Raw genomic sequence first — 16,217 nt, 5'->3', positions numbered from 1 at the left:
GTAGTTGTAAATGAAAACGCTTTCTAAAAAGTGGAGGAGCTGTTAATAATGACAAAGAAAAATTATCCGGAAAAAATGAATGCTGTTGTAGCTTATGCACCTGGAGAATATAAATATGAAACTGTAGATACGCCAACAATTGATAATCCTAAGGAGATTGTCGTTAAAGTAGAAGCTTGTGGAATTTGCGCAGGTGATATTAAAGCATATGATGGGGCACCTAGTTTTTGGGGTGATGAAACACAGCCGTCATATATCAAAGCACCTATGATACCTGGACATGAATTTATTGCACGTATTGTAGAAAAAGGTAATGAAGTCACAGATTTTGAAATTGGTGATCGTGTAATTTCTGAACAAATTGTACCTTGTTGGGATTGTAGATTTTGTAACCATGGACAGTATTGGATGTGTGAAAAACATGATCTATATGGCTTCCAAAACAATGTAAACGGTGGTATGGCAGAATATATGAAATTCACGAAAGAAGCAATTAATTATAAAGTGCCGGAAGATATGCCAATTGAAAAAGCAATTTTAATAGAACCTTATGCATGTAGTTTACACGCTGTACAACGTGCAAATGTTAAACTCGGTGATTTTGTTGTGTTATCTGGTGCGGGAACTTTAGGTTTAGGCATGGTGGGTGCTGCTAAAAAATCAGGAGCTGAAACGTTAGTAGTGCTAGATATGAAAGATGACCGTTTAGAATTAGCAAAAAAATTCGGCGCTGATATTGTTATGAATCCATCTAAGGTAGATGTCGTCAAAGAAATTAAAGCGCTGACTGAAGGGTATGGTTGTGATACTTACATCGAAGCAACCGGTCATCCTAAATCAGTAGAGCAAGGTTTGAGTGCAATTAGAAAATTAGGTCGTTTTGTAGAATTTTCGGTATTTGCAGATCCCGTTACCGTGGATTGGAGTATTATATCAGACCGTAAAGAATTAGACCTAATGGGTAGCCATTTAGGACCTTATTGTTACCCGCTTGTTATCGATGGTATAGCAAAAGAAGATTTCCCAACAGATGGTGTTGTGACGCATCAATTAGCACTTAAAGATTTTGAGGAAGGTTTTGAACTAATGAAAAAAGGTGATCAATCATTAAAAATCGTTCTGGTACCTTAAACAGCTAAGTACAATTACAGAGCATCGTAAAAAGGAGAGAATTGAAATGAAAAAAATGATTAATAACCCCGATAATGTCATTGAAGAGTTAATGACAGGTTATGTGATTGCCTACCCTGACTATATTAGACGTTCAAAACTTCATCAAAGGGCGTTAATTGGAAAGAAACGTGATACGAATCGAAAAGTAAGTGTATTAATAGGTGGTGGTTCAGGACACGAACCAGCGTTTCTGGGTTATGTAGGTAAAGGTATGGCAGATGGTGTCGCTGTCGGTAATATATTTGCTTCTCCATCTCCTATTCCAATACAAGCTGTAACTAAAGAAATAAGTTCAGGACACGGTGTGCTATACATTTATGGTAATTACGCAGGCGATTTGATGAACTTTGAAATGGCTAGTGAAATGACTGAAATTGAAGATGACATCAAAACCGCAGTGGTCATAGGTAATGATGATGTTGCCTCTTCAAAAGATATTGATGATCGTAGAGGGATAGCTGGAGAGTTGTTAGTGTATAAGGCGGCAGAGCGCAGCAGCTGATTTTGGCTATGACTTAGAAGAGGTAAGACGTATTGCCCAATTAGCTAATGATCATACACGTTCAATGGGTATTGGTTTAAGTCCATGCTATTTACCTCAAACTGGAAAACCAAGTTTTGATTTAGAAGAAAATGAGATGGAAATTGGTTTAGGACATCATGGTGAGCCTGGTATTGAAAAAACAACAATTCGCACAGCAAAAGAAACAGTCCATGTGATGATGCAAAATATTTTAAAAGAAGGATTATATAACGCTGACGATGAAGTGGTTGTATTGGTTAATGGCTTAGGTGCAACCTCTCAAATGGAACTGTACATCATAAATAAAGAAGTAGATGAAATTTTAAAAGAACAAAATATTAAAACATATAAATCTTATATAGGTAATTTTATAACTTCAATGGAAATGGGCGGCTTTTCGGTGACTTTAATGAAATTAGATGACACTTTGAAATCTTGTATGGATCATCCTGTAGATTGCCCAAACTTTAAAGAAGTGTAGGAGGAAGTAGTTATGGCGTTGACGAGTCAATCATTTAAAGCATATATCTTAGCGTTAACAAACTTATTTGAAGAACAACAAGATGTACTTTGTGAATTGGATAGGAAAATCGGTGACGGTGACCATGGTGTAACGATGAATATTGGTTATCAAGCCGTACAAAAAACGATAAATAATGAATTACAAACACAAGACGATATCGCAAAGATTAGTGTTGCAGTGGGGAAAAGTTTTTTAGATGCAGTTGGTTCTTCAGTTGGTCCACTCTATGCTTCTGGTTATCTTAAAGCGGCCGTTGCAATAAAAAATAAAACTGAACTAGATGATGAAGCATTATATCAATTTTGGATTGCTTTTAGTAAAGGTATTAAAGATAGAGGTAAAGCTGAAATTGGAGATAAGACAATGATAGATACGCTTGAACCATTCTATAAATCTTTAGAAAGCGCACTAGATGAGGGCGAACCGTTTGGGCCTGCTTTTAATAATGCACTGGTTAAAGCGAAGTCAGGAATGGATAGCACGAAAGAGATTATTTCGAATAAAGGCCGTTCTAAAAGACTCGGTTACCGTGCCCAAGGACATGTTGACCCAGGTGCGACATCTTCGTATCTCATGTTAGAAACTTTTAAATCATTTATTTAATTACTGTAGCTAAATCTATAAGGAGGAATTAGAATGAAAATAGCAATTGGTGCAGACCATAATGGTTATGAATTAAAAGAAGCGGTTAAAGCTCATGTTGAACAATTAGGACATGAGGTAGAAGATTTTGGTTGTCATCAATGTGCAGAAACTGACTATCCAGATGTAGTCGCTGAAGTAGGTAAAAGCATCCAACAAGGACAAAATGAAAGAGGTATCTTAATTTGTGGTACAGGTATTGGCGTTGCAATCACTGCTAATAAACTCAAAGGCATTCGTGCAGCACTTGCACATGATTATTACTCTGCAGAACGTGCACAATTAAGTAATAACGCACAAATTTTGACCATGGGTGCTCAAATTGTTGGTATAGAAGTCGCTAAAAAGAACGTTGAAGCTTATCTCAACGTAGCTTGGGAAGGCGGTTCACAGCGTAAAGTGGATAAAATAGACCAAGTTGAGCATAATGAAAACAACTAAAAGATAGTTTGAAATCAATTCATATATTAAAAACGCTCATTCCTAATTACAACAATTTGGAAATGAGCGTTTTATTATTTAGAGAGCGCATAAGTGATATTTATTTTTGAAAAGTAAAACATCATATTTTTAAAAGATAGCATTGTATAAATGAATAATGTGTAATAAATTGATTGCAAGTATATAACATGAATTAAAATAATTATTGTAAATGATATGTCTGAAAAATGACAATTAATAATTAATATTGTGAATATACTTTGAATTTAATATGATGAGAGGTACAAGACATAATTAGGGGGATATGTTGTGCAACTGTCTATAAGATTTCCTAAAGCGACGATGTCTATATTTTTCATCACTATAATCATAGTGTTTATGGCATTAACGCAACAAGTGTCAGCACATGCCACACTTGAAAAAGCAACGCCAAACGCAAACAGCGTTGTAGATGAACAACCAGGAGAAATTGAGCTACAATTTAATGAACCAGTACACGCACAATATTCAAGTGTGCAAATTTTTGATGATACTGGAAGTGAAATTGCTGAAGTGAAACCAAGTACAACGGGTTCTTCGCAGACATTATCATTTCCTGTGGATGAGTTAGAAAAAGGAACGCATAATATAAAATGGCAAACAATGTCAGCAGACGGTCACGAGATAAGCGATACGTTTGAATTTTCAATTGGAAAAGAAACTGCTAATGGCATTGACACAACACCACCATTTTATGAAAAAGCAGATTTTTGGTTTGGTGCATTACGCTTTATAACTGAAGGGCTTATTATTACATTATCTGGCCTATTTCTAGTAAATCAATTGGCAAGTAGGAAGGGATTATTAACATTTAAGTCTGATCGATATTTTAAACCCATTGTATGGATGCTTATGATGCTTTCAGTAATAACTGCTTTAGTTTATATGATGACACTTTCTTCAGATGTTGTATCTGATGTATTATCATTGCAAACAGCGAGCACTCACACAAGTGCCATTTGTCTTATCGATGGTGGTCATCATAGTATTGTTAGGGTTATTTACATTGAAACACATGGCACAGAGTTGGTACGTATTCATCACAATAATAATGCTAATCACATTGAGTATGTCTGGACACGCATGGTCTCAAAGCGTGCCTATTTGGTCGATTTTAATTAGAACAGTACATATAGGCGGGATGTCACTTTGGTTAGGTGCATTGATTTATTTATTATTTGTCATACGTGCGAAATCAAATCAGAATAGCCAGGCTATCAGAGCATTTTTATTGAAATTAAATACAATTGCAGTAGCACTTATTATTATTTCAGGTGTATTGATGTCTATAGATCAAACAAATATATTAGCTATTTGGACTGATATACAAACATGGAGTGCATTGCTCATCGTTAAAGTGGTATTAACGCTCATCATGATGACGCTAGGTTTTTATCAAACGACACGTGCGTTAGGAAAACAACACCGTGCAAATAAAGTAACATTGTATATTGAATTAAGTATAGGACTTATATTGATATTAGTTGGTGTAATTATGAGTCAAATTAATATTCCAGGATAAAGGGAGATAAAAATAATGTTCAAACAAATTATGGCGAGCAATAGTCGCATGTATCATTGCAGTGGGCTTTTCTAAAAGTGCAGATGCACATGTAACGTTAAATCCGGATACAAGTGAACCGGGCTCATATGAAAAGTATGATGTTAGAATTCCAGTAGAAAAAGATGCAAATACGACTAAAATTGAATTAAAAGTACCGGAAGAACTTACAGTAGTTGGTGTAGAGCCTAATGATCAATTTGATCATAAATTAACTAAAGATGATGAAGGTAATATTACAAAAATTACTTGGACAGCAACAGATAAAGGCATTGGTCCAAATGAATTCATCGATTTACCAATTCAAGTCGCTAACCCTGAAAAAGAAGGAGAATTCAAATGGGAGGCTTACCAAACCTATGATGATGGTGATACTGTTAAATGGACAGGCGATGAAGATGCAGAAAAACCTGCGCCTATTACTAAAGTAGCTAAGGGCAACGAAGATACTGCTCGGAAGTAGTCAATCTAGTAATGGTCCAATAGCACTATGGATTGTATCAATTGTTGCAATTATTTTATCGTTAATAGCAATTTTTAAAAAGTCAGCTAAATAAAATAGGTGTGTAAAGTTAATTAATAAAATAAATAAAAAGGCGAGTCATCTTAAAAATATGACTTGTCTTTTTAATGTGTAAGTTTGTTGAATTGTCACTGTAATTTTCAAAAAAATATCCTATAATAGCTATAAGGAGGAGTCTCGATGCGCAGAATTTTGTATGCTTTTTTAGTCTATACAATCTTAGGTTTACTAAGTGGGTTTTATTATCGTGAATTAACGTTAGCGTATGATTTTACTGGTGAAACACAACTTGTAGTTGTACACACACATACGTTGATATTAGGTATGTTTATGCATCTTATTTTATTACCTGTAACGAAAGTCTTTAATTTAAGTAGTTATTATCTATTTAATTGGTTCTACATTATATTTAACCTGGGTGTATTAACAACAATAGGAATGATGTTTACTAAAGGGACATATCAAGTCATAGGTAAAACAGTACCAGAATCATTTGCAGGATTTGTTGGTATCGGACATACAATTTTAACAGCAGGATTTATTTTATTATTCTTCTTGTTAAAAAGTGCAATTATTAAAGATCCTAAAGATGAAAAATAAAATTGAGGATGAGACATGTAATGATGTCTCATCCTTTTTTATTATCTTGATGAGTCAGCTTCGTTAATAAGGTATGGGTTAAGAAAAAATGACCGTATAGTTATATTAATTTTAAGAACACAAATAAATGTAAAATTGATTAAAAATAACAGCGTTTCCATTGATAACCGTTATCATTTCAAGCATAATAGAATCAACAGAAAAGATAGATTTTGGGAGGATTCATTATGGATGACGTTATAATTATTGGCGGTGGGCCAACAGGATTGTACGCGAGTTTCTATGCGGGTTTACGAGGTATGAGTGTTAGAATTATTGATATACAAGATAAACTTGGTGGAAAAATGCATGTTTATCCTGAAAAAATTATATGGGACATTGGTGGTTTAGCACCTAAACCGTGTGCCGAAGTAATTAAAGATACGGTTGCACAAGGTTTACATTTTAATCCTGAAGTGAATTTGGAAGAACGTGTCATAGATATTAGAAAAATAGCAGAACAACATTTTGAAATTGAAACGGATAAACATCATATTTATAATGCTAAATCTGTCATCATTGCAATTGGTGGTGGGATTATTAATCCTAAGCAATTAGATATCAAAGATGCAGAGCGCTATAAACTAACGAATTTGCACTATGTAGTCCAATCATTGAAAAAATTTAAAAATAAAAATGTATTGATTTCAGGTGCTTGGAAATTCTGCGTTAGATTGGGCAAATGATTTAAGTGGTTATGCCAAAAGTGTCACACTTATTTATCGTAAGGCAGATATTAGAGGCTATGAGGCAATGAAAGATGTGTTGGAAAAATTAGAAGTTGAAAAGTTATCTAATACACATATTCATCAACTTATTGGTGATTCTACGCAAACCAAAATTGAGCAAGTTATTTTAGAAAATACAGAAACAAAAGAACAAATTGTAAAAACATTTGATGAAGTAATTATAAGTCATGGGTTTGACCATGAAAGTACATTACTAGAAGAATCTTCAACTCAAGTTGATATGTTTAATGAATATAGTATTAAAGGTTTTGGCAATACATCTACAAGTATTGAAGGACTGTATGCATGTGGTGATATTATTTATCATGAGGCAAAAGCACATCTGATTGCTAGTGCATTTAGTGATGCTCGCGAATGCCGCAAACTTAGCTAAATTATATGTCGAGCCTAAAGCCACGCCTGAGGGTTATGTATCTAGTCACAATGATGTGTTTAAAGAATCTAATAAAGTAGTTATGAAAAAATATCTATAAAATAAAAGTAAGCTAAAAGGCTATGTGATATGGTAAATGTTACATAGTCTTTTTTTAGGAGCTGTTCGTAAATGATAGAAATAAAGCATGAAGCACCAAGCAATTTCAGAGTATCGAAATTTACGTAAAATAGCAGGATTGAGTGAGAAATCACAAAAAGCAGCAGAGAAAGGTTTAGCTCATGCTTGTTTTGATGTAACCATTTATGATAATCAATTGCTTGTTGGCATGGGGAGAGTGATTGGTGATGGTGGGACAGCGTTTCAAATTATTGATATAGCTGTTAATCCTAATTACCAAGGGCAAGGTTATGGCAAGTTGATTATGACAGATATTATGGCCTACATTTCTGCTGAAGCGGAACAAGGTACTTATGTCAGTTTAATTGCTGATTATCCAGCAGATCAATTATATGCACAATATGGTTTTATCATGACAGAACCGCATTCGGCAGGAATGTATAGGAAATATTAAAATATAATAAAACTGGCTTATCTAATAACATAAACAAATCAAACTTTGTACTGAACACCAAAAGTTGTACTGTGGTTTAGTATATAATTTCAAAGGTTTGTTTTAGATTGTCGACTATGTGTTGGTTGAACTTATATAGAAGAAAATGCACACAAAAATTTAATGAAGGAAAACACCTATAAAAACCAAATGTTTAATGTGCACAAAAAGAGAGGGTATGAAGTCATATGACTTCATACCCTCTCTGAGGTAAAACTGATGTGTTTCAGTGTACCTTTTATATAATGAGATTATTTTGTTTCATTAATATTTGCTTCGTCTGCATTTGTTCTAGAACGTAATTCAGCTTCGATTTCTTCTAAGCTACGTCCACGCGTTTCTGGTAGGTATTTGATAACAAAGATTAAAGCTACAATACCAATAGCCGCAAAGATTAAGAATACTTGTTCTACTGGTAATACGTCAGTCAAGAGTGGGAAGAATTGTGCAACTAATAAACTACCAATTGACAATACTAATGTCGCCATACCCGTTGCCGCGCCACGTGCACGCATTGGGAATAATTCTGGTAACATAACCCATAGTACAGGACCCCAAGTGAAACCAAAGAATATAATGAAAAGAGTTAAACAAGCAACAATAATCCAAGCTGATGATTGAATTCCCATTGACCATATTAAGATAGCCATGATTAATAATGAAGCTACCATACCGATATTACCGATAATTAATAGGCGTTTACGGTCAATCTTATCAATAATATTAATAGCCACAATTGTAACTACCACGTTCACTGCGCCGATACCGACTGTACCTAAAATAGAAGTGGCATCTCCTAATCCAGCCTTTACTGAAAATAGTAGGCGCATAATAAATGATTGCGTTAATCCCTATAATTTGTTGTAGCAAGGCAAACACACAACCAATTAATAGTGTAGGTCGTAACCAAGCTGATTTTAGAACATTCCAAGTGCTGTCAGAAATCTTGTTGATTTCTTTCATATCAGCAATTTCTTTGTCTATTTCACTGTGTTTAAACGTTAATTTCATAACGTCTCGAGCAGCTTTTTCGCTTCGATGTTCAAGTAACCATCTTGGACTTTCAGGCATAAATGCTACACCGATAAGTAAGATGAGAGAAGGTACAATTGCAAGACCTAACATCCATCTCCAACCTTCAATTGGTGTGAAAGCGTAGTTGATTAAATATGATGATAAAATACCAATTGTAATCATTAATTGGTTTAATGAACTTAATGAACCACGTTGTTCTGTTGGTGCCATTTCTGATAAGTATACTGGAACGATTGCGGTAGAACCACCAACGGCTAAACCGATAACTAAACGACCGAGTACTAAGATTTGCATTGATGGTGCTAATGCTAGAATTAATGCCCCGACAATATAAATGATCGCTATGATAAACACAACGCGTCTACGTCCAAGTCTGTCAGACATTGGTCCACTTGCTCCCGAACCAACAATTGCCCCAACGAGCATAGATGAAACGACTAAACCTTCTGTAAAACTATTTAAAGGAATATCATCTTTTATAAATAATAAGGCACCAGATATGACTCCCATGTCATAACCGTAGAGTAAACCACCTAAGGCACCAAGGAAAAAGATGAGTTTCTTATTTATTTTCATTCCCAAACCCTCCTGATTTAATTCGATAGATATAAGTATACGCTTTCATATATTGGTTGTAAATATTAAAGTATAAGTTTTTTATTAATTCATATGTGTTTATATCAAACGGAACATTTTCTATATACGAATATAAATTCATTTATATTTAAAATGCAAAAAATCCTACTTCAAAATAAAATTGAAGTAGGATAGCAAGAACTCACTATTTTACTAGGCTTCGAAATCGATAACGATACGGCCAGAATTATTGTGTTCAAGCACCTTTTTAATACTATCTTTTATATCGCTAGATTTGATTACTTGTTTAATTTCATGTAATTGATCTGGTTTTAAGTCTTTAGCTAATCGACGCCAAATATGTTTACGTTGTTTCATTTCAGTATAAACTGAATCAATGCCTATAATACTTGTACCTCTTAATATGAAAGGAAATACTGAACTGTCAAATGTATGACCACCAGTCATACCGATTACTGCGATACTTCCATTGTAATCTATTTGTTTGATAATCTGAGATAAACTTTCGCCACCTACAGGATCAATTGCTCCTTGCCAAGTACGTTTGCCAAGCAGTTTATTATCAGTTTCGTTAATACGAGGTATAACTTCTTTTGCACCGAGTGATTTAAGCTTTTCTTCAACACCTGATTTACCTGTGCTCGCTACAACATCAAAGCCAATAGAATCTAACATCATAACAGCTAGTGTTCCAACACCACCTGTAGCACCACGTACTAGAACGTCATCTTTTTCAACTGAAAGTCCGTTACGTTCTAATTTCTCTATTGCTAATCCTGCTGTATAACCAGACTGTTCCGTAGATCATAGCCTCTTCCAGTGTTAAATCTTTAGGTAATGGCACGATCCATTCTTCTTTGACACGAGCATATTCACTAAATCCACCAAAATGACTACTACCTAAATCGTAACCAGTTACGATTACTTCTTCGCCAGGATTGAATGCGTGCGTATCAGAATGTTCTATTACACCTGCTAAATCAATGCCTGGAACCATTGGATAAGCATTGACAACTTTTGAATTTTCAACTGTTGCTAATGCATCTTTATAATTGATACCTGAGTACTTAACCTTAATCAGCACTTCACCTGCTGGAAGGTCATCTATAGTTATATCTTTAAATTGATTTGTTACTTTGCCGTCCTGTTCATCGACTACAAAAGCTTTAAATGATTCAGTCATTGCCTTAGGGCACTCCCTTATGTATATATTTATGCACAATTAAAAAACTAGAATCAACTTTATCACGTAATTGCAAATTACACAATAAGCCTAGACACAAGGTTTTAGAAGTAAGCGTTTTAAAGTAAAATACTTTTGTGATTATATGAAAGTAAAACGATGTTGTAAATATACCTTTTAAAAGTAATGGAATTATAATCAAATTATAGTAAAATTATCCTCGGATTAGTATAATAAATTACAAATATGAATTGAGATAGAGGTGGAAATCATGACCCAATGTATTGAACGTGTTAAACAATCTGAGGTTAAAATATTGAGAGCCTTGTGCATGACAACTTTTAGAACAACTTTTGAGGCAGGCGAATATTCTGATGAAGATTTTAACCATTATTTTAATGAAGCTTATGCTATGGAGCAACTAGAAAAAGAATTACTAAATAAAAATTCATTCACTTACTTTTATAAGGAAAAAAATGAAATAATTGGTTATTTTAAATTGAATGTTAATGATGCTCAAACGGAAGTTATGGGTGATGAGTATCTCGAACTGCAACGTATTTATTTTCTCCCCCAAGCACAAGGAAGTGGTAAAGGTAGCGATGTCTTTGATTTTGCAGTAACAAAAGCTAAAGAACTGAACAAATCAAAGCTTTGGTTAGGTGTATGGGAGCATAATGCGCAAGCTTATCGGTTTTATCTAAAACAAGGACTTACAGTGACTGGAGAACACCAATTTTATACAGGTTCTATTATAGATACGGATTTAATTATGGAGAAAGATTTATAGATATGAATAGTATTTAATAAATTGTTTAGTTTTCATTAAATTTATATTTTCTTTCGAAAAAATTTTGATAAAAGATGTTTATTTTTAAATTTATAGTGAATAACATACTAATTCTCATCTAACTTATTGGGCAAATTAATACATATGGCTAAATCATTAAGTTATGAGTATTAAAACATAAGGAGGTTTTCTATATGAAAAAATTATTAGCAGGGGCTCTGACACTATCTTTAGCTTTAGTCGCTTGTTCAAATGGTGGCGATGACGAAAGTAATAAAAAAGATGATAGTTCAGACGACAAAAAATCTAGCGAAGACCAATCAAAAGATTCTAAGAATGATGACAAGAAGAGCAATGATAGCTCAGACAAAGATTCAGACAAAGATTCAGACAGTAAATCTGGTGACAGCAATTCAAGCGATGATGATAGTTCTGATAGCAACAGTAATAGCGATTCAGATAGCAGTAGTTCATCAAGCGACAGTGGAAATGCTTCAGACAGCAATGGTTCAAATTCAAGCGGTAGTAATGACGCTAACAGCTCTAATAGTGGCGATAGTGCTAATAGTTCTAGTGGTACATATGCTAACGGCAATGCGACTAACAGTGGTAATAACGCTAATGGTTCTGCAGATAGCGCAAATACAAATGGTGCAAATGATAATGCGAATTCTAACAGTGATGCATCAAACAATGCGAATGCAAATGCAAACAATACAAACAATGGTACAGCAAATTCAGGAGCATCAGAATATGTGCCACCGTACCAAGGACAAAATGCGGTTCCAGTTTCACAAAATATTTCGTCAGGAACTGTTGATAATCAGGCCGCATTACAGAATTTACCTAACTTCCAAAACTCATTAGATAATGCAACGGCAGAAGTTAACTCAATTAATGGTCAATCTAATCCTTACAATGGTTATGCCATTGAAGGAAGCGAAGGTAACTATAGTTATATCTTTAGTTTCCAAAATCAAGCTGAACCAGGAACATATGCAATTGCTACAGTAGATCAACAAGGGACTGTAAGAGTTGTAGATCCAGCTTATCATCAATAAACAATCGAAGTGAAAATGATATACACAATAAAAAAGGCTAGGAGATCTCATTACTGTAATGAGTTTTCTTAGCCTTTTTAATGTAAGTTTAACGATATTTTATGTTAATTATAAGTTTTATTACACTTTTTAATAATATGAGACAGGGTTTCAAAAGCATGATTATCTTTATTGATAAAAGAATTGGAATGAATCTCTGTCATTTGATGACTAATTAAATCATTTAGCAATGCTTTAGCATCACTATATCTAACAGTAGCTAATGAATGCATAACTTCATCGTAGACGCCACGTTCAGAAATGTATTTAGCATGATTTGGTGTGTACTGACAAACAGTTTTATTAATTGTTAATGCATCAAAAATAATAGAAGAATAGTCTGTGAGTACAATGTCTGAAACTAATAATAAATCTTGAACTTCTATATGTGCCGGTGCAAGAATTGCATTTTCAGGAATATAAGAAGATTGATCTTCAATATGTCCTTTAAATACAACATTATATTTATTGAGTAATCCATCACTAATAGGTAATAAATCTGAATCATCGTGGTGAGATTTCCATGTTGGTGCATAAAGTAAAGTTTCTTTTTCAGGGTCTAACTTCAATTCTCGTTTAATAAAAGAAATATAATGGTGATCTGTTTGTTTATCTAGCAAATATCTATTTCTAGGATAACCGCAGTTTAAAATATGTGTTTGTTGTTGCGGAAAAGCAGATTTGAAATATTCTATAATAGATTCACTATCACACACAAAATAATCTTGTTGTAACCATTTATTGTATTTACGTGCGCGGTAATTGTAAATATTTAGATTTTGTGACGGTTCATTACTATCTAAAAACAGTTTTTTTATGGGCGTGCCGTGCCAAAGTTGAATAACAGTTCCATTGGGTTTCAGTGTGTCTGGAATATTACTTTCTAATATCACTACACATGCGCTTTCTATAAGCTCTTTTGCTTTTGGATCATTTGGCTTAATGAAGTTTGGACCATTGACATCATCGGTTATAAAATATATTGGTAATTTTGAAAAATGTTTTGCAAAGTGATTGAACAAGTAACGAGAATTACCTCTAAAACCATAATCAAAGCCTAAGAATACAATATGATTTTTAACTTTTGACGGGTTTTTTTCATATATGTAGCTTTGCTCTCGATGTTTTTTAACTGACTGACGTTGCATCATATTGAATAACCAGTGAGGCATTTTGAAACTTGTAGAATTTAACCATTTATCAGTAAAACGCATTTGTTCTGGCGCTAATGTTTCATTTGTTTTAAATGGAAGTCCATGTTTATGTTCATATGCTAATTTATTTAAATTGAACTTTGTCGTGTTCAATGGTGTCAGTTTATGTATATCCTTCCATATCTTATTACTTGTAGTGAATGAATGACTGAAATCAAAAGTGACATGACTGTCAGTAGCAACATCATCTTGCAATAGTGATATTAAAGCTAAGTCAAATACATTTTGTATATTAAAGTCATCTATAATACGCTTGCGTTGTTTCTATATGGAAAATGATGTTTGGATAGTGATTAATATTTTCTATCCAGTCATTAAATGTAATCTCTAATTTACCAAAATAACGACAATCATTTATATATTGTTGGTTAACAGTATAGTCAGATACAATCGTGCAAGGTTTCAAATTAACTGCATCAATCATATTTTGGTGTATTTTTACATTCTTGTTAATTACAACAAAATGTGTATAATTTTCTAGTGTTGCTTTTTTTAGTTGAGTTTCTAAATGTTGCCACTCAGCTAATTCAATTTGTTTTATCATTAATATCCCTCTACTTAATCATTATTGTTACTATTTTACCACGGAGTGCACTTGAGATAAATGAATCCCTTGTACAGCAGGTTTTAAAATTTTAAACTTCGTGTTACGCTAGAAAAAATAACGAAAGTTTTAAAAAGTATATTGTATTTAAGACAGAAAATGTTATAATTTCATTGTGAAAAAAATCACAATAATAATCTACCCCAAAATTAAAATAGAAAGAAGTAGTGAAACGAATGTTTGTAGAAACTTTTAACCCCTTTAACAATGTATTAGTCTCATCTATCATTGCGGCGATTCCTATTATTTTATTCTTGTTATGCTTAACTGTATTTAGAATGAAAGGGATATATGCTCGCAATAACTACTGTAGTCGTTACATTAATCATTGCAATATTGTGTTTTAAACTACCAGTAAGTATTGCTTCTGGTGCAGTTGTCGAAGGATTTTTCCAAGGTATCATACCTATTGGTTATATTGTTATCATGGCAGTATTATTATATAAAGTCACAACTGAAACAGGGCAGTTCCAAACTATCCAAGATAGTATATCTAGTATCTCACAAGACCAACGTATCCAATTATTACTTATTGGGTTTGCGTTTAATGGGTTCTTAGAAGGTGCTGCAGGTTTTGGTGTGCCAATTGCAATCTGTGCACTTTTACTTACTCAACTTGGTTTCGCTCCATTACAAGCGACGATGTTATGTTTAATTGCAAATGCTACGGCAGGGGCGTTTGGTGCGATTGGTTTACCTATTACTGTAATTAATACTTTAGGTTTACCAGAAGATATTACAGGTATGGCAGTCTCACAAATGTCTACGCTAACTTTATTCATTATGAATATGGCGGTACCATTTCTATTGATATGGATTATTGATGGTTTCAAAGGTATTAAAGAAACATTGCCGACCATCTTAATTGTAAGTATTACTTATACAGTATTACAAGCTGTAATTACATTATTTGTTGGACCTGAATTAGCAGATATTATTCCGCCATTAGGTGCAATGTTAGCATTAGCTTTATTTTCTAAAAAATTCCAACCAAAACATATCTTTAGAATTAATAAAGAAGAGAAACCACAACAAATTGAGCAACATAAAGCGAAAGAAATTGTTTATGCATGGAGCCCGTTCTTTATTTTAACTGTATTTGTAATGATATGGAGTGCACCAAATTTCAAAGCACTGTTTGAGCCAGGTGGCGCATTAGAAGCGTTCGTCTTTAACATCACATTACCGGGCACATACAGTGAGATTGCAAATAAAGCAATTAGTCTTCCATTAAACCTAATTGGTCAAACAGGTACAGCCATTCTTTTAGTAATAATTATTACTATTTTAATGTCTAAACGTGTTGGTTTTGCTGATGGTGGTCGACTATTTAAACTTTCATTTAAAGAACTTTGGTTACCAATCATCACAATATGCTTTATCTTAGTAATTTCAAAACTTATGACGTATGCGGGGTTAAGTAATGTAATTGGTGAAGGTATTGCAAAAACAGGCGCTATATTCCCATTATTATCTCCAATTTTAGGTTGGATTGGCGTATTCTTAACTGGATCAGTGACAAATAATAATACGTTATTTGCGCCGATTCAAGCAACTGTTGCAAATAATATAGGAGCAAGTGGTGCGTTACTCGTTTCTGCCAATACTGTTGGTGGTGTAGCGACGAAACTTATATCTCCACAATCTATTGCAATCGCTACTGCATCTGTTCAACAAGTTGGTAAAGAATCTCAACTGTTGAAAATGACATTACGCTATAGTATTGCGATGCTCGTATTCATATGTATTTGGACATTTATCTTGAATTTCTTTATATAGAAATAAATAATTAAAAACGACTACACATTATTTGGCTGTCGACAAAGTCTGTGACTTTGTTGGCAGTTTTTTTGTGCGCTTTCCACAAGTATAAATTTGACTTCACTATATAAGTT

Annotated in this window: 6 protein-coding genes and 9 pseudogenes; 12 read left to right on the top strand and 3 right to left on the bottom strand. The window is 33.6% G+C overall.

Features of this window, described 5'->3' with window-relative positions; all coding sequences use genetic code 11:
- Window positions 1-48: 48 nt before the first annotated feature.
- The 9 genes and pseudogenes from ABLV90_RS00715 to ABLV90_RS00675 all read left to right on the top strand — a co-directional run bounded on the left by ABLV90_RS00715 (window position 49) and on the right by ABLV90_RS00675 (window position 7,760).
- Window positions 49-1,131 carry an MDR/zinc-dependent alcohol dehydrogenase-like family protein gene (locus tag ABLV90_RS00715; protein ID WP_427708011.1) on the top strand — a complete coding sequence of 361 codons (1,083 nt, stop codon included), beginning with the start codon at window positions 49-51 and terminating at the stop codon, window positions 1,129-1,131.
- A gap of 46 nt (window positions 1,132-1,177) precedes the next feature.
- A pseudogene (locus tag ABLV90_RS00710) lies at window positions 1,178-2,177 on the top strand (dihydroxyacetone kinase subunit DhaK).
- A gap of 12 nt (window positions 2,178-2,189) precedes the next feature.
- Entirely contained in the window at window positions 2,190-2,822 is a 633-nt protein-coding gene (gene dhaL, locus ABLV90_RS00705; protein ID WP_427708009.1) for a dihydroxyacetone kinase subunit DhaL, read from the top strand.
- A gap of 33 nt (window positions 2,823-2,855) precedes the next feature.
- Window positions 2,856-3,302: a ribose 5-phosphate isomerase B gene (gene rpiB, locus ABLV90_RS00700; protein WP_460871942.1), complete on the top strand. Its 447-nt coding sequence runs from the start codon at window positions 2,856-2,858 to the stop codon at window positions 3,300-3,302.
- 309 nt (window positions 3,303-3,611) lie between these two features.
- A pseudogene (locus ABLV90_RS00695) lies at window positions 3,612-4,863 on the top strand (copper resistance CopC/CopD family protein).
- Window positions 4,864-4,903: 40 nt separating this feature from the next.
- Window positions 4,904-5,459: pseudogene (locus tag ABLV90_RS00690) on the top strand (YcnI family protein).
- Window positions 5,460-5,605: 146 nt separating this feature from the next.
- Complete coding sequence (locus tag ABLV90_RS00685; RefSeq protein ID WP_460871941.1) at window positions 5,606-6,025, top strand: DUF2871 domain-containing protein; 420 nt, start codon at window positions 5,606-5,608, stop codon at window positions 6,023-6,025.
- Window positions 6,026-6,252: 227 nt separating this feature from the next.
- A pseudogene (locus tag ABLV90_RS00680) lies at window positions 6,253-7,286 on the top strand (NAD(P)/FAD-dependent oxidoreductase).
- Between the two features lie 71 nt (window positions 7,287-7,357).
- Window positions 7,358-7,760 (top strand): annotated as a pseudogene (locus tag ABLV90_RS00675) (GNAT family N-acetyltransferase).
- 290 nt (window positions 7,761-8,050) lie between these two features.
- Here the strand turns inward: ABLV90_RS00675 and ABLV90_RS00670 are convergent.
- Window positions 8,051-9,410: pseudogene (locus ABLV90_RS00670) on the bottom strand (sugar porter family MFS transporter).
- 213 nt (window positions 9,411-9,623) lie between these two features.
- Window positions 9,624-10,614 (bottom strand): annotated as a pseudogene (locus ABLV90_RS00665) (acryloyl-CoA reductase).
- Window positions 10,615-10,885: 271 nt separating this feature from the next.
- On the opposite strand from ABLV90_RS00665, the gene ABLV90_RS00660 reads away from it, so the two are divergent.
- On the top strand, window positions 10,886-11,404 hold the full coding sequence (locus ABLV90_RS00660; protein ID WP_427706583.1) for a GNAT family N-acetyltransferase: 519 nt from the start codon (window positions 10,886-10,888) through the stop codon (window positions 11,402-11,404).
- A gap of 194 nt (window positions 11,405-11,598) precedes the next feature.
- On the top strand, window positions 11,599-12,465 hold the full coding sequence (locus tag ABLV90_RS00655) for a hypothetical protein (RefSeq protein ID WP_460871940.1): 867 nt from the start codon (window positions 11,599-11,601) through the stop codon (window positions 12,463-12,465).
- Window positions 12,466-12,569: 104 nt separating this feature from the next.
- On the opposite strand, the pseudogene ABLV90_RS00650 reads toward ABLV90_RS00655, so the two are convergent.
- Window positions 12,570-14,262 (bottom strand): annotated as a pseudogene (locus ABLV90_RS00650) (CDP-glycerol glycerophosphotransferase family protein).
- A gap of 236 nt (window positions 14,263-14,498) precedes the next feature.
- Between ABLV90_RS00650 and ABLV90_RS00645 the strand changes: the two are divergent.
- Window positions 14,499-16,101 (top strand): annotated as a pseudogene (locus ABLV90_RS00645) (L-lactate permease).
- The last annotated feature ends 116 nt before the right edge of the window (window positions 16,102-16,217 follow it).

Origin of the sequence: Staphylococcus sp. 2S1 (genome assembly GCF_046721335.1) — a bacterium.
GTDB lineage: Bacteria > Bacillota > Bacilli > Staphylococcales > Staphylococcaceae > Staphylococcus > Staphylococcus equorum_A.
The sequence above is the reverse complement of the archived record's forward strand: the minus strand, read 5'-3'. Positions and strand labels throughout refer to the sequence as shown.

Bases quoted from the DNA above. Each gene is read 5' to 3' on its own strand.
- ABLV90_RS00715 (WP_427708011.1), top strand. From the start codon at position 49: ATGACAAAGAAAAATTATCCGGAAAAAATGAATGCTGTTGTAGCTTAT.
- dhaL (WP_427708009.1), top strand. From the start codon at position 2,190: ATGGCGTTGACGAGTCAATCATTTAAAGCATATATCTTAGCGTTAACA.
- rpiB (WP_460871942.1), top strand. From the start codon at position 2,856: ATGAAAATAGCAATTGGTGCAGACCATAATGGTTATGAATTAAAAGAA.
- ABLV90_RS00685 (WP_460871941.1), top strand. From the start codon at position 5,606: ATGCGCAGAATTTTGTATGCTTTTTTAGTCTATACAATCTTAGGTTTA.
- ABLV90_RS00660 (WP_427706583.1), top strand. From the start codon at position 10,886: ATGACCCAATGTATTGAACGTGTTAAACAATCTGAGGTTAAAATATTG.
- ABLV90_RS00655 (WP_460871940.1), top strand. From the start codon at position 11,599: ATGAAAAAATTATTAGCAGGGGCTCTGACACTATCTTTAGCTTTAGTC.